Source organism: Amycolatopsis sp. NPDC101161 (assembly GCF_044768185.1).
Lineage (GTDB): Bacteria > Actinomycetota > Actinomycetes > Mycobacteriales > Pseudonocardiaceae > Amycolatopsis.
Map to the genome: position 1 here is coordinate 93,483 of NZ_JBIWPI010000006.1, position 23,602 is coordinate 117,084.

Sequence of the window (23,602 nt, forward strand, 5' to 3'; positions counted from 1 at the left end):
CTCGCCGGTCCCGCCCGCTTCCCGCCGTCCGCTGCCAGCCGCCCTGCCGCCAGTCGGCGCGGCGCGCCGCGCCGCGGCGCGGCGCGGCGACTGGCAGGTGTGTGCTTGCCTCTGCCCCGAATCCCGTACCAGGCCGGAGGCCATCTCGGCCGCGTGACCCGCCCGATTTCCCTTCCCGCACATGCGAAACGGGCCCACCCCAATCAGGGAGCGGGCCCGTTCTCACGCGCGCGGGGTCACGGCACTCCGACGACGCCCGTGCAGTAGTCCTCGATGTACGCGCGCTTCGCCGCCTCGCCGCGGTCCGTGCGCAGGAAGCGGGCCCACGCCCGGCGCTCGTGGGCCGTCGTGTCCAACTCGACCACGTTCTGCGTGGCCCGGAATGCTCCCGGCTTGGCCGGGTAGCGCTTGAACTCGTCGCCGTCCAGGAAGAAGATTGCCGTCCACAGCTCGTCCTTGCGCCACAAGCCCACGATCAAGTAGTAGCCGCCGTCGTGGTGGAGCTGCGCGTAGCCGAGCTCGTTCTCGAACTCCAGCTCGCCCGACTCCGCCTGGTCGCGCAGGTACTGGCGGGCCTGCTCGCTGATCGCCGGCGCGGCCTCTTCGCCCTCTTCGCGGATGTCGTACCACTTCAGGTACGCACCCGGCAGCCGCAGGTCTTCGCCCGGATAAATCCGCTTCGCGACGTGCACCCACTCCTCCGGGATGTCCGCCAGCTCGCTCAGTTCCGTGATCGCTTTGGTCACTTGGGTACCGCCTCACCTGTGTAGAGCCCGTTCAGTTCGTACTCGCGCAGCTGCTTGTAGTCCGACTCGACCTGCTCCGGGTCGTCCGCCTCGAGGTAGACGTAACCCACCGAAGTCGCCAGGTCGACCGTCCGCCGCACGGGGCCACCGGGGGGCGTGGTCAGCACCAGGTCGACGAACGACGGCAGCGCGCGCACCGCCGCGAACCCGGCCTCGTCCGGCACCACGCCGTCGCCCGGGCTGATCAGCGTGACGTACCGCAGGAAGGACCGCGGCCGGTACGTCGGCAGCCGCCGTTCGGTCACCTCTTCCGGACGGGCCACCGCCAGCGCCAGGCACTCCACCTGGTTGGTGCCGATGCACCGCGAGATCACCGCGGGCTGGTGCGAACCGCCCATCCGCGCGCCGGACTCGACCAGCACCGGACCGGTCGGGGTGAGCATCACTTCGGTGTGCCCGGCGCCGTTGCGGATTTCCAGCGCGTCCAGGACGTCCAGCGTGTAGCCGACCAGGTCCGCCACGCGCGGCTCCTCCAGCGGCACCGGCTGCTCGTAGTCGTACATCCAGTGGCCGCCGTCGAGGGCCCGCTTGTGGTAACGCCACACCTCGACGACGTGGTGCACGCCGTCCCGGCTGACGGTGTTGACGAAGTACTCGTCCCCGTGCAGGTATTCCTGCGCCAGCACGGTTTCGTTGCGCAACCCGTACCGCGTGGTGCCCGCCAGGATCGCTGCGTGCCCGGTGCGCACCTCGTCGACCGAACCGCAGATCCGGACGTTGTCGGTGCCCGCGCTCGCCAGCGGCTTCAGCACGACCGGCCAGCTGCCCAGCGCTTCCGCCCAGGCGACGACCTCGTCGGCGGACGGCGACGAGAACGACGCGGCCGTCGTGACGCCCGCTTCCCGGACCGCCGCCACCATCTCGTACTTGTCGCGCCGCGCCCGCGGCCGGCTCATCCCGTTGCCGGGGGTGCCGAGCGCCGCCGACAGCTCGTCGGCCAGCAGCACCCCCGACTCGGTGCCGGCCAGCACGAACCCGACGTCGAGGCGCCGCAACGCATCCGCGGTCTCGCCGACGTCACCGCGGTGCCGGACGTCGGCCTCCGTCGACCCGCGCAGGTGCACGTCCGGTGCCTCGGACCGGACGCGCACCGTCTCCAGCCCGTGGGCGGCCAGCGCCGCGGGCAGGTGCGCCGCGATGCCGTCCGCGTCGACGACCGCCACCCTCACGACGTGGCTCCGCCCAGCTGCGGGATCGACGCCGCCGCGAGGTCGAGCTGCTCTTCGTTGACGACGTCGTCTTCCAGCGTGCCCGCGAAGTACTTGTCGTAGGCGACGAGGTCGAAGTGCCCGTGCCCGGACAGTCCGAAGAGGATGGTCCGGCTGACGCCTTCGGCGCGGCACTTCAGGGCCTCGTCGATCGCACCGCGGATGGCGTGCGTCGACTCCGGTGCCGGCAGGATCCCTTCGGTGCGGGCGAACTGCACGCCCGCTTCGAAGCACCCGGTCTGCCCGACCGCGATCGGCTCGATCAGCTTGTCTTCGACCGCGCGGCTGACCAGCGGGCCGATACCGTGCGCGCGCAGGCCGCCGGCGTGCACGGGCGGCGGCATGAACTCGTGGCCGAGGGTGTGCATCCGGAACAGCGGCCCGAGCCGGCCGGTGTCGGCGTAGTCGTAGGCGATGGTGCCGCGGGTCAGCGTGGGGCAGGCGGCAGGCTCGACGGCCAGCACCCGCACCGCGGGGCCGCCGCGCAGCTGCGCGCCGATGAACGGGAACGTCAAGCCGGCGAGGTTGCTGCCGCCGCCGGAGCAGCCGACGATGACGTCCGGGTAGTCCCCGGCCAGTTCCATCTGCAGCAGGGCTTCCTGCCCGATGACGGTCTGGTGCAGCAGCACGTGGTTCGCCGCGCTGCCGAGCACGTAGCCCAGCGACGGGTCGGTGGCCGCCGTCTCCAGCGCCTCCGAGGTGGCGATGCCGAGGCTGCCGGGGGAGTCGGGGTACTTGGCCAGGATCTCCCGGCCCACCGCGGTTTCCGGGCTCGGGCTGGGGACGCACGTCGCGCCGTAGGACTCCATCAGCGCCCGGCGGTAGGGCTTCTGCTGGAAGCTCACCTTGACCATGAACACCTTGGCGGTCAGCCCGAAGAGCGCGGCCGACAGCGCCGTCGCGCTGCCCCACTGCCCGGCGCCGGTCTCGGTGATCAGGCCGGTCTTGCCCGCCTGCTTGTTGTAGTACGCCTGCGGGATCCCGGTGTTCGGCTTGTGGCTCCCGGACGGCGCGACACCCTCGTACTTGTAGTAGATCTTGGCGGGCGTGCCGAGGGCCTGCTCGAGCCGGCGCGCGCGGTAGAGCGGGCTGGGGCGCCACTGGGCGTAGAGCTGGCGCACCGGTTCCGGGATCTCGATGTCCCGCTCGGTGCTCAGCTCCTGGTCGATGATGGGCTCCGGCATCGTCGCGCCCATTTCGTCGCGCGTCAGCGGAACCCCGGTCGCCGGGTTGAGCGCGGGCGCCAGCGGGGCGCCGGGCAGGTCGGCGGCAATGTTGTACCAGGTGCTCGGAATCTGGGACTCGTCGAGCTGGAACTTGCTTCTCTCCATCGCGGAGCCTCTCGTCGTTGTGCAGTACCGGATCCGACGCACGGCGGTGCCCGCCGGCACGCCCCGATGCTGCCGTCCCCGCCCGCCCGGGCACATCTCCCGGAGTGCGCGCTCTGGGCCACCGGCGGCCGAGGTGCGCTAATTTCGTTTCGCAGCCACGAAAACGCGAGGGGAGTTCCCGTGGGACACGTAACGTCGGCCGACGGCACCGTCATCGAGTTCGACAAGGTCGGGTCCGGCCCGCCGCTGGTGCTGGTCGGCGGCACGTTCCAGTACCGCGCGTTCGACCCGCGCACGCAGGAGCTGGCCGACCTGCTCGGCCGGGACTTCACGGTGTACCACTACGACCGCCGCGGCCGCGGCGGCAGCACCGACACCCCGCCGTACGCGGTCGAGCGCGAACTGGAGGACCTGGCCGCCCTGATCGCCGACGCCGGTGGTTCGGCCCACGTGTTCGGCATGTCCGCCGGCACGGTGCTCGCCCTCGACGCCGCCGTCCGCCCGGGCAGCGGCGTGACGAAGCTGGCGACGTACGAGCCGCCGTTCATCACCGACGACACCCGCCCCCGGCCGTCCCCGGCGTTCCTGCCGAAGCTGACGGCGCTGATCGAGGACGACCGCCGCGCCGACGCCGTCGAGCTCTACCTGGCGGAGTCCTTCGGTGCCCCGCCGGAGCGGATCGCCGAGATGAAGGCATCCCCGCTGTGGCCGGGATTCCTGGGTGTCGCGCCGACGCTGGTCTACGACAGCATCCTGCTGGGCGATGGCTCCCTGCCCGAGGGCCGCTGGGCGGCCCTGACCCAGCCGGTCCTGGTCCTCGACGGCGGCGCGAGCCCGGCGTCGTTCGGCAACGCCGCCCAAGCGCTGGCCGACGCCCTGCCCCACGCCCGGCGCCGCACCCTGCCCGACCAGGAGCACGCGGTCGCGCCGGACGTCCTGACCGCCGCGCTCCGCGAGTTCTACCTGGGTTGACCGGCTCGGGCCCTCACGCGGCGTCCGATGTGGAGGCCGGCCCGTCGGGGGCCGGCTCCGGCGCGGGCGCGCGGGCGGCGCGGTCGGCCAGGTACCGCAGCTTCGTCAGGTGCCGCCGGACGAGCCCCGCGCGCCGGGCTTCATCGAGGGTGCTTCGGGTGACGCGGTTGGCGCGCCGCCTCCGGTGTCGTCCTTCTTGCTGGTCCACGGTGTGGTCCGCCTTCTTCATGGGTGAGTTAGAAGTTCGCTCGATCGGGTGATGTCTTGGAAGCACGGCGGCGGTGATCGCTGGGCGTGACCGATCGCGTGCGGAAAGCCTCAGGTAACAAGGTTGTCTCGGGATGGGATCGGTCAGAACCGCTGGGCCACCTGGCCGCTCGCACGATGCGACTTCCGGAGTCCGCCTGCACGGGATGACTGTCCAAAGTGGGGACAGGCCGGCGGCGCTGGAGGAGGGCCCTGAGGTGGGGCCGGTCACGATGGCCAGGGGGCGCCGTGCGCAGCCGCGCACGACGTCTTCCCTGGTGGCGCCCCCGGCAGGACTCGAACCTGCGACCTAGAGATTAGAAGGCTCTTGCTCTATCCAGCTGAGCTACGAGGGCCCGCGCCGACGGCTGCTGCCGGCAACCCGGCAATGGCAGCTTAGTCGTCGCCATCCTCTCGATCGTTCGACACCGGCGAATCGTTTCAGGTCTCGTTCGACGGAATTCGGAAGTTCGGTGGAAGCGTGGTGTAGACCTCCTTGAGTGTCGGGTGCGGTGCTGAGGGTGACCGGACGGGCTTCCGGACGAGCCTCGAACCTGTAATCTGGCGATCAGAAGGCTCTTGCTGTGTCCAGCCCGACCACGCTCGCCCGCACGTCCCTGCGGCCGGGCAGGCAGCGCCGCGAGCGTCCGCACGCCGCTGCTTGCCCGCCGCGGCGGGCGGCGCGCTGGTTCCCCTCACCTGCATGAATGCCTTCTCTGGGCTCGTCGATCTGTTCGCGGTGGTTGTGGGTGGTCCTGCCATGGTCGGCTGGTGGTTTGTGCGGTTCGGTCGGGTGGCTGCCATGCCGGGTTGGGAAGCCGGTTGTGGGTGAGCCGGCCGCGGCGGGTCAGGTGGCTGGGACGCCTGGGTGGCGTCGCTGCCGGTGGTTGGCGACGGACCGAAGCAGACCCCCTCAGGCTTGCCTGGACGGCCATTGGGTGCTGACGACCGGATCCCCGGGCGGGAACTCGGCCGGGCCGCCTCAGGGCGCGATGAGGGGCGGTTTGGGAAGCCCGTGGGCGCGCCCCGCCGCTGGGGCGCGCCCACGGGGTGGGGCCGCTGTCGGGGAGCGGCCCCGGTCGGGTCCGGCCGCCGCCGCGAGCCGGCTCCTGCCCTGGAGCGGACGGCGGTGCGGGCCCGGGTCGGTGGTGGGTCATGTGGTGTGGCCTGCGTCGGTGTGGGCCCCGGGTTGGTGGGCTGTGGCGACGTGGGCCCCGGGTTGGTGGGCTGTGGTCGAGTGGGTCCGGGTCGCGGCGGCGACGTGGGCCCCGGGGTCGGTGGGCTGCGGTCGAGTAGGCCTGGGTTACGGCGGCGACGTGGGCCCGGTTCGGTGGGCTGCGGTCGACTAGGCCCGGGTCACGGGGCTACCTGGTTCGGCCCAGCCAGGGGGTCACTCCCAGAGCTGGATCCCGCGGACCAGGAACGGCGCGTCCGGGACGTATGTGCCGCCACCCGGGTAGGTGACGAAATCCCCCTCGGTCGAGCATTCCTCGCTCTGGTACACCGTGACGTCCCGCGTCAGCAGATTCGCGAACGACGATCCCACGAATCCCTCGGGCAGCGGAATGCATTCCCCCGGATTCGTCGTGCGCAAGTCGAATCGCGAGATCTCGCCGCCGTAGTCGTTCGCCGACCACAGGCAGAACTCGCCCTTCTGGCACCCGGGTTCGGACGCGGCCTGAGCGGTTCCGACGCTGGTCAGCAGACCCAGCGCGGCCAGGATCAGCAGGTGCGGCAGCCGGGCGCGGAAACGGCGTGAAGACATTGTGGATTCCCCTCTGGATTCGCGGCTTCCGGGCCGCGGTGAACTGGTGATTCCAGATTGGCGGGCGGCGGAAGATTTGTCAGCCTGCGATTTCGGATCTGTGGACAGGTTGCCAGTCGGGGGCCGGTTGTCCACAGATCCGCGAACGGTCTTGCGGGCGGAAGAACGCGGTGCTACACGGGGCCCGTGCTTCCCCGCACCACCAGGGAAACCGGCACCTCGGCCGGTGCCGGCACCGAGCCGCCGGCCAGCAGCCGCAGCACCAGCTCCCCGGCGATCCGGCCCTTGGCCGCCAGGTCCTGCCGGACCGTGGTCAACGGCGGCGACGACCACGACGCCGGCGGGCTGTCGTCGAACCCGGCCACCGAAAGCTCCTCGGGCACTCGGATCCCCAGCTGCCCCGCCGCGGCCAGGACCGCCAGCGCGAGCTGGTCGGACATGCACAGCACCGCGGTCGGCCGCGGCGCCGCCCGCAGCAGCGCGAACGCCCCCGGCAAAGCGCTCTCCACGCTGAGCCCGGCCGCCTCCTCCACGACGACCGACGCCGGATCCAGCTCGTCCAGGTACCCGGCCAGCCGCTCGCGCGTGTCGCGGAACGGAGCAGCGGCCGCAGCTTGCACCGACAGCGCGCCCCCACCAGGCGTGACCCGGCTGCAAGCGGCGAAGATCCCGAACCGCCGGTGGCCCAGCGACACGAGGTGCCGCGCCGCCAGCGCCGCCCCCTCCCGGTCCGCGCACCCGATCCGCGCCGCGCCGGGCAGCAGCGGCTGGTCGATCACCACCAGCGGCAACCCCCGCGCCCGCACCGAATCCAGTGCCGGAGCGCCGTCGGCCAGCGAATACACCACCGCGATGTCGGCCTGCGCGGTCAGCACCCGCTCGGCAGGCGGCCCACCGGACGCACCGCCCGGCAGGAGCAGCAGAGCGTGCGGGTCGACCACCCGCGCCAGCGCGTCCAGCGTCAAGGACAGCGCGGGGTCGGAAAACGCCGCCGACAGCGACGTGTCCAGCAGCACCGCGACGGCCCCGGTCCGGCTGGTGGCGAGGCTGCGCGCGGTCGGGTCCGGGCCGGCGTAACCCAGCGAAGCGGCCGCCTGCAGAACCTGCTCACGCAGCTGGGAAGACAGCTGGTCAGGCCGGTTGTACGCGTTGGAGACCGTCGCCCGCGAGACCCCCACGGCCGACGCGACGTCGTCGAGCGTGGGACGGCGGCGCCGGGTCATCCGCGCAGTGTAGCCATGGACTTTCTGAAGCGCTTCAGTCACGCTGAAGCCATGCGGGATCGGATCGCGGTGTTCGTCGTCTTCGCGCTCAACGGCCTCGCGCTCGGTTCCTGGGCGTCGCGCACGCCCGCGCTCGCGACGCAGGTGCACGCCTCACCCGGCGTCTTCGGCCTGGCGCTGCTCGGCGCCAGCGTCGGGATGCTCGCCGCCGCGTCGGTGTCCGGCCGGATCATCGAACGCGCGGGCGCGCGCATGGTCGTCGCCGGCAGCACCGTCAGCGCGGCCGGCTCGATGGTGCTGGTCGGGTTCGCGCCCAGCGTGCCGCTGCTGGCCGGCGCGCTGCTCCTGATCGGCGCGAGCGTCGGGATGCTCGACGTCGCGATGAACGTCGCCGCGGTCGCCGTCGAACGCCGGCTCCGCCGCGCGATCATGCCGGAGTTCCACGCGGGGTTCAGCTTCGGCGCCCTCGCCGGTTCCCTGGCCGCGGGCCTCGCCGCCGGCCACGACTGGTCGCCGGGGCGGCACCTGACGGTGGCCGCCGTCGTCGCCGTCGCGGTGCTGCTGCCCATCCTCCGCGCGGTCCCCGGCAGCCGGCCCGAGCACAGCGAAGGAGTCACGCCGGGCCGGGCGCCGATCCGCCGTCCGGTGCTGTGGCTGCTCGCCGCGGTCGCGTTGTGCTCGGCGATCGCCGAGGGCGCGTCGTCGGACTGGTCCGCGCTGCTGATGACGGTCGAACGCGGCGTCGGGCAGGGTGCCGCGGCGCTCGCGTTCGCCGGCTTCCAGCTGGTCATGGCCCTGACCCGGCTCGCCGGAACGTACGCGCAACGCCGCTTCGGCCCCACGCGCTGCCTGGCCGCCGGGTCGGTGCTCGCCGCCGCCGGTCTGCTCGCCGCGGCCGCGATCCCGGTCGCCGCGGTCGGTTACGCCGGGTTCGCGCTGGCCGGCGCGGGTCTGGCCGCTTCGTTCCCGATGGCCCTCAGCCTGGCCGGCGACGCCGGCAAGCGCGGCGACGGCACCGGCGGCGAGCGCGAGATCGGGTTCGTCACGGCCATCGCCTACACCGGGTTCCTCGCCGGCCCGCCGATCGTCGGCGGCATCGCGCAGGTGACGGACTACGGCGTGGCGTTCGGGTTCGTCGCGCTGGTCGCCGCGCTGATCCTGCCTGCCGCCGTCGGCGCCCGACGCGCGCGCAAGCGGGAGGAAGCCGCCCTCACCGTCGAATCGTGACGCAAGGCCGGCGCCGTGGCCCCGTTGACAGTGCGGAACCGTGCGGGGCAAGCTGAGCGCGTCGTAAGCTGAAATGAATGGACCGACGTTACGAGTTCAGGTGGGCTGGTCAGGGTAGGGGCCTTGACCCGGGGAGGACGTCGTGAGGGTTGTGCTGCTCGGCGGCGCGGGGGCGCTCGCCGGCGGAGCCGGGCTCCCGCTCGTGCAGGGGGCGGTGCCGAGGCTCGTGCTCGTGCCGGTCGCGTTCCGGCTCGCGTTGTTCCTGCAAGCGATCTGGGCCGGTGACCCGCTGGGCGCTCCGGTGCTCGGCCTCGCCATCGCGCTCTACCTCGTGCCGAACCTGGCCGAGGTGGGCTGGGTCTTCCACCGCAGCACGGGCATCCGGCCCGTGCTCGTCGCCGACACCGCGTACACGCTCGTCACGAGCTTCGCCGCGGCGGTGTTCGCCCCGGCTCTGCTCCCGCTGACCTGGCCGAACATCATGGGCACGGTCATGGTCTGGACGCTGCTGCGCGGCGCGCCGGCGGGAGCCGTCGCGATCACCGGCGCCGTGCTCCTGCGCTACGGCATGGCCGGCGTGTCCGGGACGTCGGCGCCCGCGACGTGGATCGTGCTCGCCCTGGTCGCGGCCGCCGCGACGGCGCTGGCGATCGTCATGCTGGTCGCCGGCTCGATGCGGTTCGCGCACCGGCTGGGCGAGCAGCGCGGCCGGGCCGCCGAACGGGAGCGGCACCGGCGCGACGTCCACGACACCGTCCTGCAGGTGATGGAGTCCCTCGCGCTGCCGGCGCCCCGCGACGCCCTCGACCCCGTCGGCAGCCTCGACCAGGTCCGCAGCATCGCCCGCGCGCACGCGCTGCGCCTGCGGCTGAGCCTCGACGGCGACGCACCCGCCGAGCCGGGCGGCCTCGAACACCGCCTCGGCGCGCTCGCGGTCGAGATGACGGCGGAGGGCCTGCGCGTCGACCTCGTCCCGCTCGCGAAGCCGTCCGACGTCCCCGAGAGCGTCGTCAACTCCTTGCACGACGCCGCTCGCGAAGCGCTGCGAAACACGTTGAAGCACGCGAAAACGTCGAAAGCCGTCATGTGCCTCGAAGAACGCGACGGCGTCGTGACGGTCTCGGTGCGCGACCACGGCACGGGTTTCGACGTCGGCGCGCGCCGCGGCGGCTTCGGCATCGAGAACTCGATCCACGCCCGGCTGGCCGAAATCGGGGGCACCGCGCGGATCGACTCGGCACCCGGGCAGGGCACCCGCGTCGTGCTGACCGCGCCGCTAGAGCTGCGTTTCCCCGTCGGGTGAGTCGCGCCACTGCGCGAACGGGCGGTCGAGCGACCACTTGCCGTCCTGCTCCTCGAGGACGCGGTATTCGCAGGTCCCCGGGTTGGACAGCGACTCGAACAGCTCGATGCTCCAGCCGAACAGCCGGCGGCACAGCAGCCGCAGCGTGAGCCCGTGCGAGACGATCAGCACCGTCTCGGGGTGACTTTCGTCGCGCAGGCGCAGGTCCGAGAGGAACGCCGCGACGCGGTCGTCGACGTCCGCGCCCGACTCGCCGAACGGCAGCCGGTAGAAGAAGTGCCCGAACTCGTTGCGCCGCGCCTTCTGGATCTCCTGCTCGGCCGGGTCCTGCAGGTTGCCCCAGTCCTGCTCGCGCAGCCGCGGCTCCTGCAGCAGTCGTTCGCAGGAGGCCCGGATGTCCAGCAGCCGCAACGTCTCCCGTGTCCGCAGGTACGGGCTGACGTAGACGGCGGGCCGCTCGCCGTCGAGCAGCCGGGCGATCTCCGGTGCCACCGCCCGGGCCTCGCGCTCGCCCCGCTCGGTCAGCGGCAGGGCGTGGTCGGGGATCCGCGTGTAGGCGAGCTCGTCGACGTTGCCGAGCGACTCGGCGTGCCGCAGCAGGATCATTCGCACGCTCCCATCCTGCCCGTCACACGGGCCTGACCGGGTCTGGGCATACCCTCAGGGGCGTGTCCGCGACGAAATCCGACGTCCCCACGCAGCGCCGGGCCAGTGTGCTGCCCCTGCTCGCGGTCGGCGTCCTGCTGGCCGCCGTCGTCGCGATCGGGCTGATCGCGCTCACCGGCGGCGCCGGGTACGCCATCGCCGGCCTGCCGGATCCGGGGCTGGTCACCAAGTACGGCATCACGGTCATGCGCGTGCTCTCGGAAGCCGCGTCGGTGATCTGCGTCGGGTCGTTGCTGCTGGCCGCGTTCCTGGTGCCGCCGCAGCAGTCCGGCACGCTCGGCCCGGAGGGCTACGGCGCCCTGCGCGCGGCCGGGATCGCCGCCTGGGTGTGGTTCGCCGCGGCCCTGTTCTCGGTCGCGTTCACCGCCGCCGACACCGCCGGGAAGCCGTTCGGCGACGTCCTGGACCCGCAGACGCTGCTCGACCTCGTCGGCGCCATCGAACAGCCCAAGGCCTGGCTGTGGACGGCGCTGATCGCCGTCCTCGTCGCCCTCGGCTGCCGGCTCGCGCTGTCCTGGGGCTGGACGGCCGTGCTCTTCTTCCTGGCCGTCGGCGGGCTGGTCCCGGTCGCGGTCACCGGCCACTCCGCCAGCGGCGGCTCGCACGACGTCGCCACCAACAGCCTGCTGTTCCACCTCGTCGCCGCGTCCTTCTGGGTCGGCGGCCTGATCGCGCTGCTGGCGCTGGGCTACCGGCGCGGCAACCACCTGAGCCTCGCCGCGCAGCGGTTCTCGCGGCTGGCGCTGGTGTGCTGGATCGTGATGGCGATCTCCGGCGTGGTCAACGCGCTCGTCCGGATCAGCCTCAACGACCTCTTCACGACCGACTACGGCCTCCTGGTCGTCGCCAAGACGGTCGCGCTGCTGCTGCTCGGGGTCTTCGGCCACCAGCAGCGGCAGAAGGGCGTCAAGGACCTCGTCGACGGCAAGGGCGGCGGGCAGCTGCTGCGCCTGGCCGCGGTCGAGATCCTGATCATGTTCGTCACGATCGGGATCGCCTCCGGGCTGGCCAGGACGCCGCCACCGGCGGACGCGATCACCCAGCCGTCCACCACCGAGCTGCTGATCGGCTACAACCTCGACGGCCCGCCGACGGTGTGGCGCCTGCTCTTCGACACCCGCTTCGACCTGGTCTACGGCACGCTCGCGCTCGTCCTCGGCGGCCTGTACCTGGCCGGCGTGCGGCGGCTGCTGCGCCGCGGCGACACCTGGCCGGTGGGCCGCACCGTCGCCTGGATCGTCGGCTGCGTGGTGCTGCTGCTCGCGACGTCGTCGGGCATCGGCCGCTACGCGCCGGCGATGTTCAGCGTCCACATGGGCAACCACATGCTGCTGTCGATGGTGGCGCCGGTGCTGTTCGTCCTCGGCGGCCCGGTGACGCTCGCGCTGCGCGCCCTGCCCGCGGCGGGCAAGGGCGCCCCGCCGGGACCGCGCGAGTGGATCGTCGCGCTGGTGCACTCCCCGGTGTCGCGGTTCCTGACCCACCCGGTCGTCGCGCTGCTGCTGTTCGTCGGCTCGTTCTACGCGCTGTACTTCTCCGGGCTGTTCGACGCCGCGCTGAACTACCACTGGGCGCACCTGGCGATGAACGCGCACTTCCTGCTCGCCGGCTACGTCTTCTACTGGCCGGTGATCGGCGTCGACCCGTCGCCGCGGCGCATCCCGTACCTCGGCCGGCTCGGGATGATGTTCGCCGCGATGCCGTTCCACGCCTTCTTCGGCGTGATCCTGATGAGCAAGCAGACGGTGATCGGGCAGGCGTTCTACAGCCAGCTGCACCTGCCGTGGGTGACCGACCTGCTGTCGGACCAGCGGCTCGGCGGCGGCATCGCGTGGGCGTCCGGCGAGCTCCCGGTGCTGCTCGTGCTGATCGCGCTGCTGGTGCAGTGGTCGCGCCAGGACGAGCGCGAAGCGAAGCGGCGTGACCGGCGCGAAGCGGTGACCGGTGACGAAGAGCTGAACGCCTACAACGCGATGCTGAAGAACCTCGCGGAGGGGAAGCGACCCTCGGGTTCCAGTTGAGGTTGAGGGCTCGTTCGGCCGCGGAAAACAGCGCTTCCGGTGATCCCGGACTGACTTTCGGTAGTCCGACGGTGACCGGCGTCGAGCCGCGATCAGGTGCGCTCTACGATCGTCGGTATGGCCGAGTTCATCTACACCATGAAGAAGGTGCGCAAGACCGTCGGGGACAAGGTCATCCTCGACGACGTCAGCACCGCGTTCTACCCCGGCGCCAAGATCGGCGTGGTCGGGCCGAACGGTGCCGGTAAGTCCACCGTTCTCAAGATCATGGCGGGGATCGAGCAGGCCAGCAACGGCGAGGCGTTCCTCCAGCCCGGTGCGAGCGTCGGCATCCTCATGCAGGAGCCGGAGCTCAACGAGGAGAAGACGGTCCGCGAGAACGTCGAAGAGGGCCTCGGCGAGGTCAAGGTCAAGCTCGACCGGTACAACGAGGTCCTCAAGCTCATGGAGACCGAGTACACCGAAGAGCTGATGGAAGAGATGGGGCAGCTCCAGGAGGAGCTGGACCACGCCGACGCCTGGGAGCTCGACTCGACCGTCGAGCAGGCCATGGACGCGCTGCGCTGCCCGCCGCCGGACGAAGGCGTCTCGCACCTCTCCGGGGGTGAGCGCCGCCGCGTCGCGCTGTGCAAGCTGCTGCTCTCGGCGCCCGACCTGCTGCTGCTCGACGAGCCCACCAACCACCTGGACGCCGAGAGTGTCCTGTGGCTGGAGCAGTTCCTCTCCCGCTACGCCGGCGCCGTCCTCGCCGTCACCCACGACCGGTACTTCCTGGACAACGTGGCCCAGTGGATCATGGAGATCGACCGCGGCCGCGTCGTCGGCTACGAGGGCAACTACTCGACGTACCTGGAGAAGAAGCGCGAGCGCCTCGAAGTCCAGGGCAAGAAGGACCAGAAGCTCGCGAAGCGCCTGAAGACCGAGCTCGAGTGGGTGCGGTCCAACGCCAAGGCGCGCCAGACCAAGTCCCGGTCGCGCCTCGACCGCTACGAGGAGATGGCGGCGGAGGCGGACAAGCACCGCAAGCTCGACTTCGAAGAGATCCAGATCCCGCCGGGCCCGCGGCTGGGCAACGTCGTGGTCGAGGTCGAGAAGCTCAAGAAGGGCTTCGACGACCGCGTCCTCATCGACGGCCTGTCGTTCGACCTGCCGCGCAACGGCATCGTCGGCGTGATCGGCCCGAACGGCGTCGGCAAGACGACGCTGTTCAAGACCATCGTCGGGCTCGAGGAGCCGGACGACGGCGTGGTCAAGATCGGCGAGACGGTCAAACTGTCCTATGTGGACCAGAACCGCGGCGGCATCGACCCGAAGAAGACCGTCTGGCAGGTCGTCTCCGACGAGCTGGACTACATCCACGTCGGCCAGACCGAAATGCCGTCGCGCGCGTACGTCAGCGCGTTCGGCTTCAAGGGCCCGGACCAGCAGAAGCCGGCGGGCGTGCTCTCCGGTGGTGAGCGCAACCGGCTCAACCTGGCGCTGACGCTCAAGCAGGGCGGGAACCTGATCCTGCTCGACGAGCCGACGAACGACCTGGACGTCGAGACGCTGGGCTCGCTGGAGAACGCGCTCGAGCAGTTCCCCGGCTGCGCCGTCGTGATCTCCCACGACCGGTGGTTCCTCGACCGGGTCGCGACGCACATCCTGGCCTGGGAAGGCACCGACGAGAACCCCGCGCAGTGGTTCTGGTTCGAGGGCAACTTCGAAGGGTACGAGAAGAACAAGGTGGAGCGGATGGGCGCCGAGGCTGCCCGCCCGCACCGTGTCACCCACCGCAAGCTGACCCGCGACTGAGGGGGCGGGTTTCCCCGTGGAAGCCAGCAAACAGCACCGGACGGGCCCGCTCTCCCAGGAGAGCGGGCGCTCCGCGCATGCCGGGGAAACCCTCTCCGCAGTCGGCCGGCTGATCGAACGCGCGGACGCGCTGCACCTGCGTGCGCCCGAGCTCGCCCTGGTCCTCGGCGAGCGCGCGGCCGCGCTCTCGGAGGCCGCCGGCGCCGACGAACAGTGGATCCGGGCCGAGAGCCTGGTCGTCTCCGCGCGCGTCCGGCTGGGTGACCGGCCGGGCACGGTCGGGCGCGCGGTCGCGGCCCTGCGCGCGGCCGAGCACGCCGGCTACGGCGACATCGCCGCCCGGCTGCGCATCGACCTCGCCGTGTGCGCCCGCAGCCTGGGTGTGCCGCTGACGGGGCTCGCCGCGCTGCGGCCGGTGCTCACCGACCCGGTCGTTTCGCCGGTCCACCGCGCCGCCGCGCTGACCCACCTGGTCGGCTGCCTCGGGTTGCTGGGGCGCAAGGCCGAGCTGGACCGCGTGCTCGTCGAGGCGGACAAGCTCGTCCTCGGCGACGAGTCCCTCGGCGCCGACACCCAGCTGCTGGTCCGCGCGCTGCTGCGCGTCGGCACGGCGGCGCACCGGCGCCGCCACGGAGACCTGACGGCGGCGGCCGACGCCGCCCGGACGGGCCTGGGCTTCCTGGAGAAGCTGAACAACCCGGCCGACGACGGCGGTCTCGTCCGGATCCGGCTGGTGCTGCTGCTGGTCAGCACGCTGCTCGACCGCGGCGACACGGAGATGGCGTACGACATCGCCGAGCCGGTGCTGGCCGAGCCGGTGCGCGCGGCGGGGGTCGCGCCGATGGGCTGGCTGCGGCTGGCCGTCGCGACGCGCATCCACCTGCCCGCCGGTGCCGGGGAAGCGGCCACCGAGCTGGTCCGCGAAGCCGTGGCGAGCACCGACCGGCACGGGCTGTCCGCGGTGACCGCGCGGCTTTGGCTGGAGCTGGCGCAGCTGGAGGAACGGTTCGGGCAGGCCGAAGAAGCGATCGCGTGCCTGTACCGCTCCCGGGCCGCCGAGCAGCTGCACGCGCGGTCCCGGCGGCAGGCGTGCAACGTGCTGGCCGGCGAGTTCGGCACGGGCGAGCCGGCGTCGATCGACCTCGACGAGGTGCTGAAGGCGGTGCCGTCGCGGCCCGTTCCGGTCGTGGCCCCCGAGCCGGCGGCGGCCGCACCCGTCGCGCCCGCGCCGGCGCCTTCGCCGAAGACGCCGGCCTGGTCGTTCGGCCGCGAGGAGACGCCGGAGCCGCGGCAGCCGGCGCCCGCGTGGTCGTTCGAGCGGCCGCGCGTGACCGCCGACGCCGCCGAGACGTCGGTGATGCCGGCGGTGCGGGACGAGCCCGCCGAGCCGCGCGTGCGCCCGGAACCGGTGGTCGTCGAACGGCGGCGGCCCGAGCCGGTCGAGGTCAAGCCGACGGGACGCCGGCGCGAGCCGGAGGTCCGGGCGGAGCCGATCGAGGTGACGTCGGCTCCGGTCGAGCCGGCACGGCGGGAACCGGAGCCCATCGAGGTCCGGTCGGAGCCGGTACGTCGGCGGGAACCGGAGCCCACCGAGGTCCGGGCGGAGCCGGCACGCCGGCATGAACCGGAATCCACCGAGGTCCGGGCGGAGCCGGTACGTCGGCGTGAGCCGGAGCCCGTCGAACCCGCACGCCGGCGTGAGCTGGAGCCCATCGAGGTGCGGTCGGCTCCCGCCGACCCGCCGTGGCGGCGGGAGTCGCCCGGCCAGGCGCGGCCGCTCCCGGCGGAACCCGCTGAAGCGCAGCCGTCCGGACGCCGTCGTGCGCCGGAGGCCCCCGCGGAGCCGAGCGAAGTCCGGACCGCGCCCGAGCCGGCGGCACCGGTGGAAGAGGAAAAGCCCAAGTTCTCGTGGGCCGCCGTCGCGCAAGAGCGGCTGCGGGAGACCGCCGCCGAGCGCGAATCGGCGCCCACGCGCATCACGCCGGCCTTGCCGCTCGCGCCCGAGCCCGCCGCCGAGCGGGAGCCGCGGCGCGAACCGCAGCCGTCGACGCGGCACGACGCCGAGCACGGTTCCGTGGCCGCCCGGTCGGTGCTGGACCGGCTGGGGATCTCGTCGTCGGGCGGTGCGGGCGGCGGGCGCCGCCGCGCGGAGGACGCCGAGACCCGCGCGGAGGAGCCGCCACCGCGGCCCGAGCCGGAGCTGGCCCCGCCGCCGCGGCCGGAGGACCAGCCGCCGTCGGTGCCGGACTACCGCGACGAAGCCGAGCCCTGGCTGCCGCGGCTGCGGATGCCGCCGTCGCTGGAGCCGATGGAGGACTTCGGCCACTGGACGCCGGCGACGGCCCCGTTCCCGGAGAGCTACGCGCGCGCGATCGCGGAGGACGAGCCGCCGCCGGACGCGGGGCTCGCCGACCTCCTCGCCCGCGCGCTGGCGGAGCACCAGGCGGGCACGGCGAGCGCGGCCGCGCTGGTGAAGCAGCTGGGTTCGCAGGACACCGGCCGCCGCAACGGCCACGGGCGCAACGGCCACGGAGCCGAGGTCTCGGACTCCCGCCGCCACGGCTCGGGCGACTGACCCCGGGCCCACACCGCCGCCGGAGGCCGGTCCGATCGGCCTCCGGTCGCCGAGACACCCCTATTCGTCGCCGACTCGCCACCGGGCCGGGCGAGTGGCGTCCGTCGCACCCCGGAGGTCGCCGACCGGCCGCCGGGCTTCGCCGAACGGCACCCACCCGCCCCGACTGAACCGATCATGTTGGCTCCGCAGCAGGTAACGCCCGTCGAGCCCGGCTGGTCAGCGCCGCGAACCGCCCCGGAACGCAACCCGTCAGTAGCTTGACCGATCACGCGAATCCGCTGGCCGGGAAGGGTTTTCCGGATCCGGGGAACCCCCGGGTCTTCATGTGATCCCCGACCCCGGCGCATTAGTGTGGGGTGGTCCGGTTCACCGCCGAACCGGCACGGTGCCACCTCACGCATACTGGAGAGTTGCCTCGAATGAGCTCGACCGGAGTCTCGTCCCCACCCGGAACCGGAGCCGAAACCGAACCCGAATTCGGCCGCCGCTCCCCGGCCAGCCCGGAGCAGATCAGGGACGACCTGATCGACGCCGCCGCCGGGCTGGCGCCGGAGATCGGGGAGCTGATCCGGCTCTACTACCGGCACATCCCGGCCGAGGAGATCGTCGGCGACGAGCCCGTCAACCTGGTCGGCGCGGTGCGCTCGCACCTGCAGCTCGCCAAGCACCGGATGCCCGGCCGCCCGGCCGTGCGGCTGCTCAACCCCACCGTCGCCGAGGACGGGTGGGCGCGCGAAGCCACCGTCGTGCAGGTCGTCACCGACGACATGCCCTACCTGGTCGACTCGATCGCCGCCGAGTTCGCCCGTGACGGCGTGCAGGTGCAGCGGATCGTCCACCCGATCGTCGTCGTCAGCCGCGACCTGACCGGCGAGCTCCAGGAGGTCCACCCCCAGGCCGACCCGGCCGAGCCGCCCGCGAACTCGGCCGCCGAGTCGTGGATGTACATCGAGATCGACTTCGTCACCGACCCGAACCGCGCCCGCGAGCTCGACAACCGCCTCTCCAGCGTCCTCGGGGACGTCCGGGAGGTCGTCGAGGACGCCGAGAAGATGGCCCAGACGGCCTGCCAGCTCGCGAGCGAGCTCGAAACCGACCCGCCGCACCTGCCGGAGGCCGAGGTCGCCGAGGGCGCCCGCCTGCTGCGCTGGCTGGCCGACGGCCACTTCACCTTCCTCGGCTACCGCCGCTACGAGCTGGTCGACAACCCGCACCCGGACGCGGAGGAGCCCGCCCTGCGCGCGGTCCTGGCGTCCGGCCTCGGCGTGCTGCGCCAGGACAGCCTGGCCGCGCGCGGCCTCACCGCGGGCCCGGACACCGCCACGTCCGCGCTGGCGCCGTCGCTGCTGGTGCTGACCCAGGCGAGCGCGCCCTCGACCGTGCACCGGCCGGTCTACCCGTACTACGTCGGCGTGAAGACCTTCGACGCCGAGGGCAAGGTCACCGGCGAACACCGCTTCCTCGGCATGTTCACCACGACGGCGCTGCACGAGAACGTCCTCGACATCCCGGTGGTCTGCAACCGCGTCCGCGAGGTCATCCACCGCGCCGGCTTCCCGATGGAGTCGTTCTCCGGCCAGCGGATGCTCGAGGTGCTGCAGAACTGGCCGCGCGCGGACCTGTTCTCCGCCGACACCGATTCGCTGTACTCGACGACCACCGGCGCGATCACGCTGTCGGACCGCCGGCGGCTGCGGCTGTTCCTGCGCCGCGACCCGTACGGCCGCTTCTACTCGTGCCTCGTCTACCTCCCGCAGGACCGCTACACGACGCGGTCGCGGCTGGCGATGCAGGAAGTCCTGCTCGAAGAGCTCGAAGGCACCCAGCTCGAGTACAGCGCGCGGATCGGGGAGACCGTCCTCGCGCAGGTGCACTTCATGGTCCACACCGATCCCGCGCGCCGGCTGGAACCGGACACGCAGCGGATCCAGGAGCGGCTGAACGACGCCGTCCGCAGCTGGGACGACCGGATGGTCGAGGCGGTCCTCGACGAGCGCCGCGAGCAGTCGGACGGCGGCGTGGCCGTCGGCGTCCTCGGCGAGGAGTCGGCGACCGAGCAGGGGCAGCGCTTCGCGAGCGTCTTTCCGGAGGGCTATAAGGAGGACTTCTCGGCGCGGGAGGCGCTGGCCGACCTGCGCGCCCTCGACTCGCTGACCGACGAAGGCGACCTGGCGCTGTCGTTCTACCGGCCGTCCGACGCCGAGCCGGGCGAGCGGCGCTTCAAGCTCTACCTGCGCGGCGAAGGCGTCACCCTGTCCAAGGTGCTGCCGGTGCTGCAGGCCATGGGCGTCGAGGTGGTCGACGAACGGCCGTACGAGCTGCACCGCGAAGACGGCGGTGCCTGCTGGATCTACGACTTCGGCCTGCGCGTCGCGCAGAAGATGCTCGACGAGGCCGACGACCACGCGGTCGACCAGCTGCGCGGCCGCTTCCAGGACGCCTTCGAGGCCGCCTGGCGCGGGGACGCCGAGGTGGACGGGCTCAACGGCCTGGTCCTGCGCGCCGGGCTCACCTGGCGGCAGGCCGCCGTGCTGCGCGCGTACTCGCGGTACCTGCGCCAAGCCGGCAGCGCGTTCTCCCAGGACTACATCCAGAACACGCTGCTGAAGCACACCCAGATCGCGACGAAGCTGCTGCGGCTGTTCGAAGCCCGCTTCGACCCGCAGCTGGGCGACGCCGACCGCGAAGCCGCGACCGAGGCGCTGGCGAGCGAGCTGAGCGCGATGATCGACGAGGTCACCAGCCTCGACGAGGACCGCATCCTGCGCCGGCTGATGGCCGTCATCCGGGCGACGCTGCGGACGAACTACCACGTCCGCGACGACGCCGGGAACCCCCGCCAGTACCTGGCGATCAAGCTCGACCCGGCCGGCGTGCCCGACCTGCCCGAGCCGCGGCCGCGGTTCGAGATCTTCGTCTACTCGCCGCGCGTCGAAGGCGTGCACCTGCGCTTCGGCGAGGTCGCGCGCGGTGGCCTGCGCTGGTCGGACCGGCGCGAGGACTTCCGCACCGAGATCCTCGGCCTGGTCAAGGCGCAGGCGGTGAAGAACGCGGTGATCGTGCCGGTCGGCGCGAAGGGCGGCTTCGTCGTCAAGCGGCCGCCGGTCGCGACCGGCGACGCGAGCATCGACCGCGACGCCCAGCTGAACGAGGGCATCGCCTGCTACCGCATGTTCATCTCCGGCCTGCTCGACCTGACCGACAACCGGATCGAGGGCAAGACCGTGCCCGCGCCGGGCGTCGTCCGGCACGACGCCGACGACTCGTACCTGGTCGTCGCCGCCGACAAGGGCACCGCGAAGTTCTCCGACATCGCGAACGAGGTCTCGGGGCAGTACGGCTTCTGGCTGGGCGACGCGTTCGCCTCCGGCGGCTCGGTCGGCTACGACCACAAGGCCATGGGCATCACCGCGAAGGGTGCCTGGGAGAGCGTCAAGCGGCACTTCCGCGAGCTGGGCAAGGACACCCAGACCGAGGACTTCACCGTCGTCGGCATCGGCGACATGATGGGTGACGTCTTCGGCAACGGCATGCTGCTGTCGGAGCACATCCGGCTGGTCGCGGCGTTCAACCACATGCACGTGTTCCTGGACCCGCACCCCGACGCGGCGACGTCCTACGCCGAACGCCGCCGCCTGTTCGACCTGCCGCGCAGCTCCTGGGACGACTACGACCGCTCGCTGATCAGCGAAGGCGGCGGGATCTACTCGCGCTCGGCGAAGTCGATCCCGATCAGCCCGCAGGTCCGCGCCTCGCTCGGCCTCGAGGAGGGCGTCACCGCGCTCGCGCCGATGGACCTCATCCAGGCCATCCTGCTGTCCCCGGTCGAGCTGCTGTGGAACGGCGGAATCGGCACGTACGTCAAGGCGGAGTCCGAAACCCACGCCGCGGCCGGCGACAAGGCCAACGACGCCATCCGCGTCGACGGCAAGCAGCTGCGCGTCAAGGTCTTCGGCGAGGGCGGCAACCTCGGCCTCACCCAGCTGGGCCGGATCGAGTTCGCCCGCAACGGCGGCAAGATCAACACCGACGCGCTGGACAACTCCGCCGGCGTCGACTGCTCCGACCACGAGGTCAACATCAAGATCCTGCTCGACCACCTCGTGCAGACCGGCAAGCTGGAGCGCGAGCAGCGCAACGAGCTGCTGGAGGAGATGACCGACGAAGTCGGCGCGCTGGTGCTCAAGGACAACTACCGGCAGAACGCCGTCCTCGGCGTCAGCCGGGCGCACGCCGCGCCGATGCTGTCGGTGCACGCGCGGCAGGTGCAGGCACTGGTCTCCGCGGGCGCGTTCGACCGCAAGCTCGAGGCGCTGCCGAGCAACTCGGAGTTCCGCGAGCTGGAGAAGGCGGGCAAGGGCCTCACCTCGCCGGAGCTGGCGACGCTGCTCGCGCACGTCAAGCTGGAGCTGAAGGACGAGCTGCTGGCCAGCGACCTGCCCGATTCGAAGGTGTTCGCGGCCCGGCTGCCCGAGTACTTCCCGACGCCGTTGCGCGAGCGGTTCGGCAGCGCGATCGGCGAACACCCGCTGAAGCGCCAGATCATCACCACGATGATCGCCAACGAGGTCGTCGACGGCGGCGGCATCTCCTTCGTCTACCGGCTGATGGAGGAGATGAGCGCGACGGCGACCGACGCGGTGCGCGCGTACGCCGTGGTGACGCAGGTCTTCGAGCTGCCCGCCCTGTGGCAGGAGATCGACGCGCTCGACAACGTCGTGCACACCGACGTCGCCGACGCGATGGTGCTGGAGACACGGCGGCTGCTCGACCGGGCCGCGCGCTGGTTCCTCACCAACCGGCCGCAGCCGCTGGCGCCGCTGTCGGAGATCAAGCGCTTCGGCCGGGTGCTCGGCGAGCTGGTGCCGAAGATCGGCGACCTGCTGCGCGGCCGCGAGGCCGAGTCGGTGGAGAAGCACGTGAGCGAGCTGATCGCCGCGAACGTGCCGGAGGGGCTGGCGCGCCGCGTTTCGCTGCTGCTGCACACGTACGGCCTGCTCGACGTCACCGAGGTGGCCGAGCTCGCCGAGCAGCAGGTCGGCGTGGACGCACCGCACAGCCCGGCGGAGACGGCGGAGCTGTACTACGCGCTGTCGGACCACCTGGACGTCGACAAGATGCTGACCGAGATCAGCGCGCTCGAACGCGGCAACCGCTGGCACGCGCTCGCCCGGCTTTCGCTGCGCGACGACGTCTACGGCTCGCTGCGGGCGATCACGCTGGACGCGTTGCGCCACAGCGATCCCGGCTCGTCCGCGGACGCCAAGATCGCCCAGTGGGAGAAGACGAACGCGTCGCGGCTGCAGCGGGCGCGCGTCGCGCTGGACGAGATCACCAAGTCCGGCCGGCTCGACCTCGCGACGCTTTCGGTGGCGGCCCGCCAGATCCGGAGCACGGTGCGGTGACCTACGTTTCGCACGTCCGCCCGCGCTGGACGGACATGGACGTCTACGGCCACATCAACCACGCGAAGATGGTGACGCTGCTCGAAGAGGCGCGGATCCCGCTGCTGTTCAAGGGCGCCGTCGAGGCCGGGCTCGACCAGCTGCCCAAGGGCATCGTCGTGGTCAAGCTGGAGGTGGCCTACAAGGCGCCGATCGTGGTGTCCGGGCAGCAGCTGCGCGTCGACATCGACCTGACGGAACTGCGGGCGGCCAGCTTCACGCTGGCCTACCGGGTCCACACCGGGCCGGCCGCGGACGATCCGGTGGCGGTGCTGGCGGAGACGGTGCTGGCGCCGTACGACACGGTCGCGTTGCGGCCGCGTAGGCTCAGCCCGCCCGAGTCGGAGTTTCTGAAGCAGGGGTTCGCGGATGCCTGAGTTGTTCGTGCCGGACGCGGCCGACCGGGAGACCCTGGGGGCGTTCGTCGCCCGCGCGGTCCGGCTGGACGGCCAGACGGCCGTCCGGCTGCGGCAGCGCGGCGATGGCGTGGTCGAAGCCTGGACGGCGACGCCGTTCGAGTGCTTCGCGACCCGCGCGGTGGCCGGTGACGTCACCCCCGGCGACGTCACGGTGTCCGGCAACGAGCTGCTGGCGGCGCTGACCGTGGCGGGTGGCCCGCGGATGGACCCGGGCCCGGCCCGCGACCTGCTCTGGCACGGCGAGCTGCCGCCGTCCGGCCGCTGGCCGCTGGTCGACGAGCTGCCCGCGCGGGTCGTCGCGGAACTGGCCGACCGGGGCGTCACCCTGGCCCGGGACAACGCCGGTCCGCACGGCAACCCGCCGGCGTCGCTGATGGACCAGGCGGTGCTGACCGTGTCCGGCGAAGCGGTCGAGGTCAAGGTCCAGATGCGCTGCCTGTTCGCGATGTCCGGGATGGGGTTCGTGGACGCGGACCTGGCCGAGGACGTCGTCCGCGTGTCGGCGACGGATTCGTGGCTGCGGCTGGACGCGCGCTACGGCGCGATCGTCCGGCGCCGCCACGCGCTGCTGCCGTTGCTGTTCTGACGGATTCATTACG

At 72.2% G+C, this 23,602-nt stretch carries 16 protein-coding genes and 1 tRNA gene; 9 read left to right on the top strand and 8 right to left on the bottom strand.

Annotation, left to right across the window (positions count from 1 at the left end; translation table 11 throughout):
- Positions 1-236 precede the first annotated feature (236 nt).
- From ACIRSS_RS38950 to ACIRSS_RS38960, 3 genes are read right to left on the bottom strand one after another with little or no spacing between them, the layout of a single operon-like run.
- The gene (locus ACIRSS_RS38950) at positions 237-746 is read right to left on the bottom strand and encodes a hypothetical protein (protein WP_400904204.1); all 510 of its coding nucleotides are present in this window, start codon (positions 744-746) and stop codon (positions 237-239) included.
- A complete protein-coding gene (locus ACIRSS_RS38955; protein ID WP_400904206.1) occupies positions 743-1,975 on the bottom strand; it encodes a hypothetical protein in 1,233 nt (410 codons plus the stop codon). The genes ACIRSS_RS38950 and ACIRSS_RS38955 overlap by 4 nt, the downstream gene beginning before the upstream one ends.
- Complete coding sequence (locus ACIRSS_RS38960) at positions 1,972-3,345, bottom strand: TrpB-like pyridoxal phosphate-dependent enzyme (RefSeq protein WP_400904208.1); 1,374 nt, start codon at positions 3,343-3,345, stop codon at positions 1,972-1,974. The genes ACIRSS_RS38955 and ACIRSS_RS38960 overlap by 4 nt, the downstream gene beginning before the upstream one ends.
- A 180-nt stretch (positions 3,346-3,525) precedes the next feature.
- On the opposite strand from ACIRSS_RS38960, the gene ACIRSS_RS38965 reads away from it, so the two are divergent.
- Positions 3,526-4,317, top strand: coding sequence for an alpha/beta fold hydrolase (locus ACIRSS_RS38965; protein WP_400904209.1), 792 nt, complete (start codon positions 3,526-3,528; stop codon positions 4,315-4,317).
- A gap of 13 nt (positions 4,318-4,330) precedes the next feature.
- On the opposite strand, the gene ACIRSS_RS38970 is transcribed toward ACIRSS_RS38965, so the two are convergent.
- From ACIRSS_RS38970 to ACIRSS_RS38985, 4 genes are all read right to left on the bottom strand, one after another.
- Positions 4,331-4,546, bottom strand: a complete 216-nt coding sequence (locus tag ACIRSS_RS38970; RefSeq protein WP_400904211.1) for a hypothetical protein — start codon at positions 4,544-4,546, stop codon at positions 4,331-4,333.
- Between the two features lie 296 nt (positions 4,547-4,842).
- Positions 4,843-4,919, bottom strand: a tRNA-Arg gene (locus ACIRSS_RS38975).
- A 1,034-nt stretch (positions 4,920-5,953) separates the two neighbouring features.
- Positions 5,954-6,328, bottom strand: coding sequence for a peptidase inhibitor family I36 protein (locus ACIRSS_RS38980; RefSeq protein ID WP_400904213.1), 375 nt, complete (start codon positions 6,326-6,328; stop codon positions 5,954-5,956).
- A gap of 173 nt (positions 6,329-6,501) precedes the next feature.
- Positions 6,502-7,551 carry a LacI family DNA-binding transcriptional regulator gene (locus tag ACIRSS_RS38985; RefSeq protein WP_400904214.1) on the bottom strand — a complete coding sequence of 350 codons (1,050 nt, stop codon included), beginning with the start codon at positions 7,549-7,551 and terminating at the stop codon, positions 6,502-6,504.
- 51 nt (positions 7,552-7,602) lie between these two features.
- Between ACIRSS_RS38985 and ACIRSS_RS38990 the strand changes: the two genes are divergently transcribed.
- Both ACIRSS_RS38990 and ACIRSS_RS38995 read left to right on the top strand, forming a co-directional pair.
- Positions 7,603-8,778 (top strand): MFS transporter, encoded by a 1,176-nt coding sequence (locus ACIRSS_RS38990; protein WP_400904216.1) that lies wholly within the window; start codon positions 7,603-7,605, stop codon positions 8,776-8,778.
- Between the two features lie 151 nt (positions 8,779-8,929).
- The gene (locus ACIRSS_RS38995) at positions 8,930-10,081 is read left to right on the top strand and encodes a sensor histidine kinase (RefSeq protein ID WP_400905853.1); all 1,152 of its coding nucleotides are present in this window, start codon (positions 8,930-8,932) and stop codon (positions 10,079-10,081) included.
- Here ACIRSS_RS38995 and ACIRSS_RS39000 read toward each other — a convergent pair.
- A complete protein-coding gene (locus tag ACIRSS_RS39000; protein ID WP_400904218.1) occupies positions 10,055-10,693 on the bottom strand; it encodes a phosphoglycerate mutase family protein in 639 nt (212 codons plus the stop codon). The two genes, ACIRSS_RS38995 and ACIRSS_RS39000, sit on opposite strands and share 27 nt — an antisense overlap.
- A 56-nt stretch (positions 10,694-10,749) precedes the next feature.
- Here ACIRSS_RS39000 and ACIRSS_RS39005 point away from each other — a divergent pair, with 56 nt between their 5' ends.
- The 6 genes from ACIRSS_RS39005 (at position 10,750) to ACIRSS_RS39030 (ending at position 23,589) form a co-directional block, all read left to right on the top strand.
- On the top strand, positions 10,750-12,768 hold the full coding sequence (locus ACIRSS_RS39005; RefSeq protein WP_400904220.1) for a cytochrome c oxidase assembly protein: 2,019 nt from the start codon (positions 10,750-10,752) through the stop codon (positions 12,766-12,768).
- 117 nt (positions 12,769-12,885) lie between these two features.
- Complete coding sequence (gene ettA, locus ACIRSS_RS39010; protein ID WP_400904221.1) at positions 12,886-14,562, top strand: energy-dependent translational throttle protein EttA; 1,677 nt, start codon at positions 12,886-12,888, stop codon at positions 14,560-14,562.
- Positions 14,563-14,578: 16 nt separating this feature from the next.
- Positions 14,579-17,137: a hypothetical protein gene (locus ACIRSS_RS39015; protein WP_400904223.1), complete on the top strand. Its 2,559-nt coding sequence runs from the start codon at positions 14,579-14,581 to the stop codon at positions 17,135-17,137.
- A gap of 422 nt (positions 17,138-17,559) precedes the next feature.
- Positions 17,560-22,545 (top strand): NAD-glutamate dehydrogenase, encoded by a 4,986-nt coding sequence (locus ACIRSS_RS39020; protein ID WP_400904224.1) that lies wholly within the window; start codon positions 17,560-17,562, stop codon positions 22,543-22,545.
- Entirely contained in the window at positions 22,542-22,961 is a 420-nt protein-coding gene (locus tag ACIRSS_RS39025) for an acyl-CoA thioesterase (RefSeq protein WP_400904226.1), read from the top strand. The genes ACIRSS_RS39020 and ACIRSS_RS39025 overlap by 4 nt, the downstream gene beginning before the upstream one ends.
- Positions 22,954-23,589: a hypothetical protein gene (locus ACIRSS_RS39030; RefSeq protein WP_400904227.1), complete on the top strand. Its 636-nt coding sequence runs from the start codon at positions 22,954-22,956 to the stop codon at positions 23,587-23,589. Before ACIRSS_RS39025 ends, ACIRSS_RS39030 begins: the two co-directional genes overlap by 8 nt.
- Positions 23,590-23,602 lie beyond the last annotated feature (13 nt).

What these genes read in the sequence shown, in the direction of transcription:
- ACIRSS_RS38960 (WP_400904208.1), bottom strand. Translation starts at nt 3,345, where the DNA reads ATGGAGAGAAGCAAGTTCCAGCTCGACGAGTCCCAGATTCCGAGCACC.
- ACIRSS_RS38970 (WP_400904211.1), bottom strand. Translation starts at nt 4,546, where the DNA reads ATGAAGAAGGCGGACCACACCGTGGACCAGCAAGAAGGACGACACCGG.
- ACIRSS_RS38980 (WP_400904213.1), bottom strand. Translation starts at nt 6,328, where the DNA reads ATGTCTTCACGCCGTTTCCGCGCCCGGCTGCCGCACCTGCTGATCCTG.
- ACIRSS_RS38985 (WP_400904214.1), bottom strand. Translation starts at nt 7,551, where the DNA reads ATGACCCGGCGCCGCCGTCCCACGCTCGACGACGTCGCGTCGGCCGTG.
- ACIRSS_RS38990 (WP_400904216.1), top strand. Translation starts at nt 7,603, where the DNA reads ATGCGGGATCGGATCGCGGTGTTCGTCGTCTTCGCGCTCAACGGCCTC.
- ettA (WP_400904221.1), top strand. Translation starts at nt 12,886, where the DNA reads ATGGCCGAGTTCATCTACACCATGAAGAAGGTGCGCAAGACCGTCGGG.
- ACIRSS_RS39020 (WP_400904224.1), top strand. Translation starts at nt 17,560, where the DNA reads ATGAGCTCGACCGGAGTCTCGTCCCCACCCGGAACCGGAGCCGAAACC.
- ACIRSS_RS39030 (WP_400904227.1), top strand. Translation starts at nt 22,954, where the DNA reads ATGCCTGAGTTGTTCGTGCCGGACGCGGCCGACCGGGAGACCCTGGGG.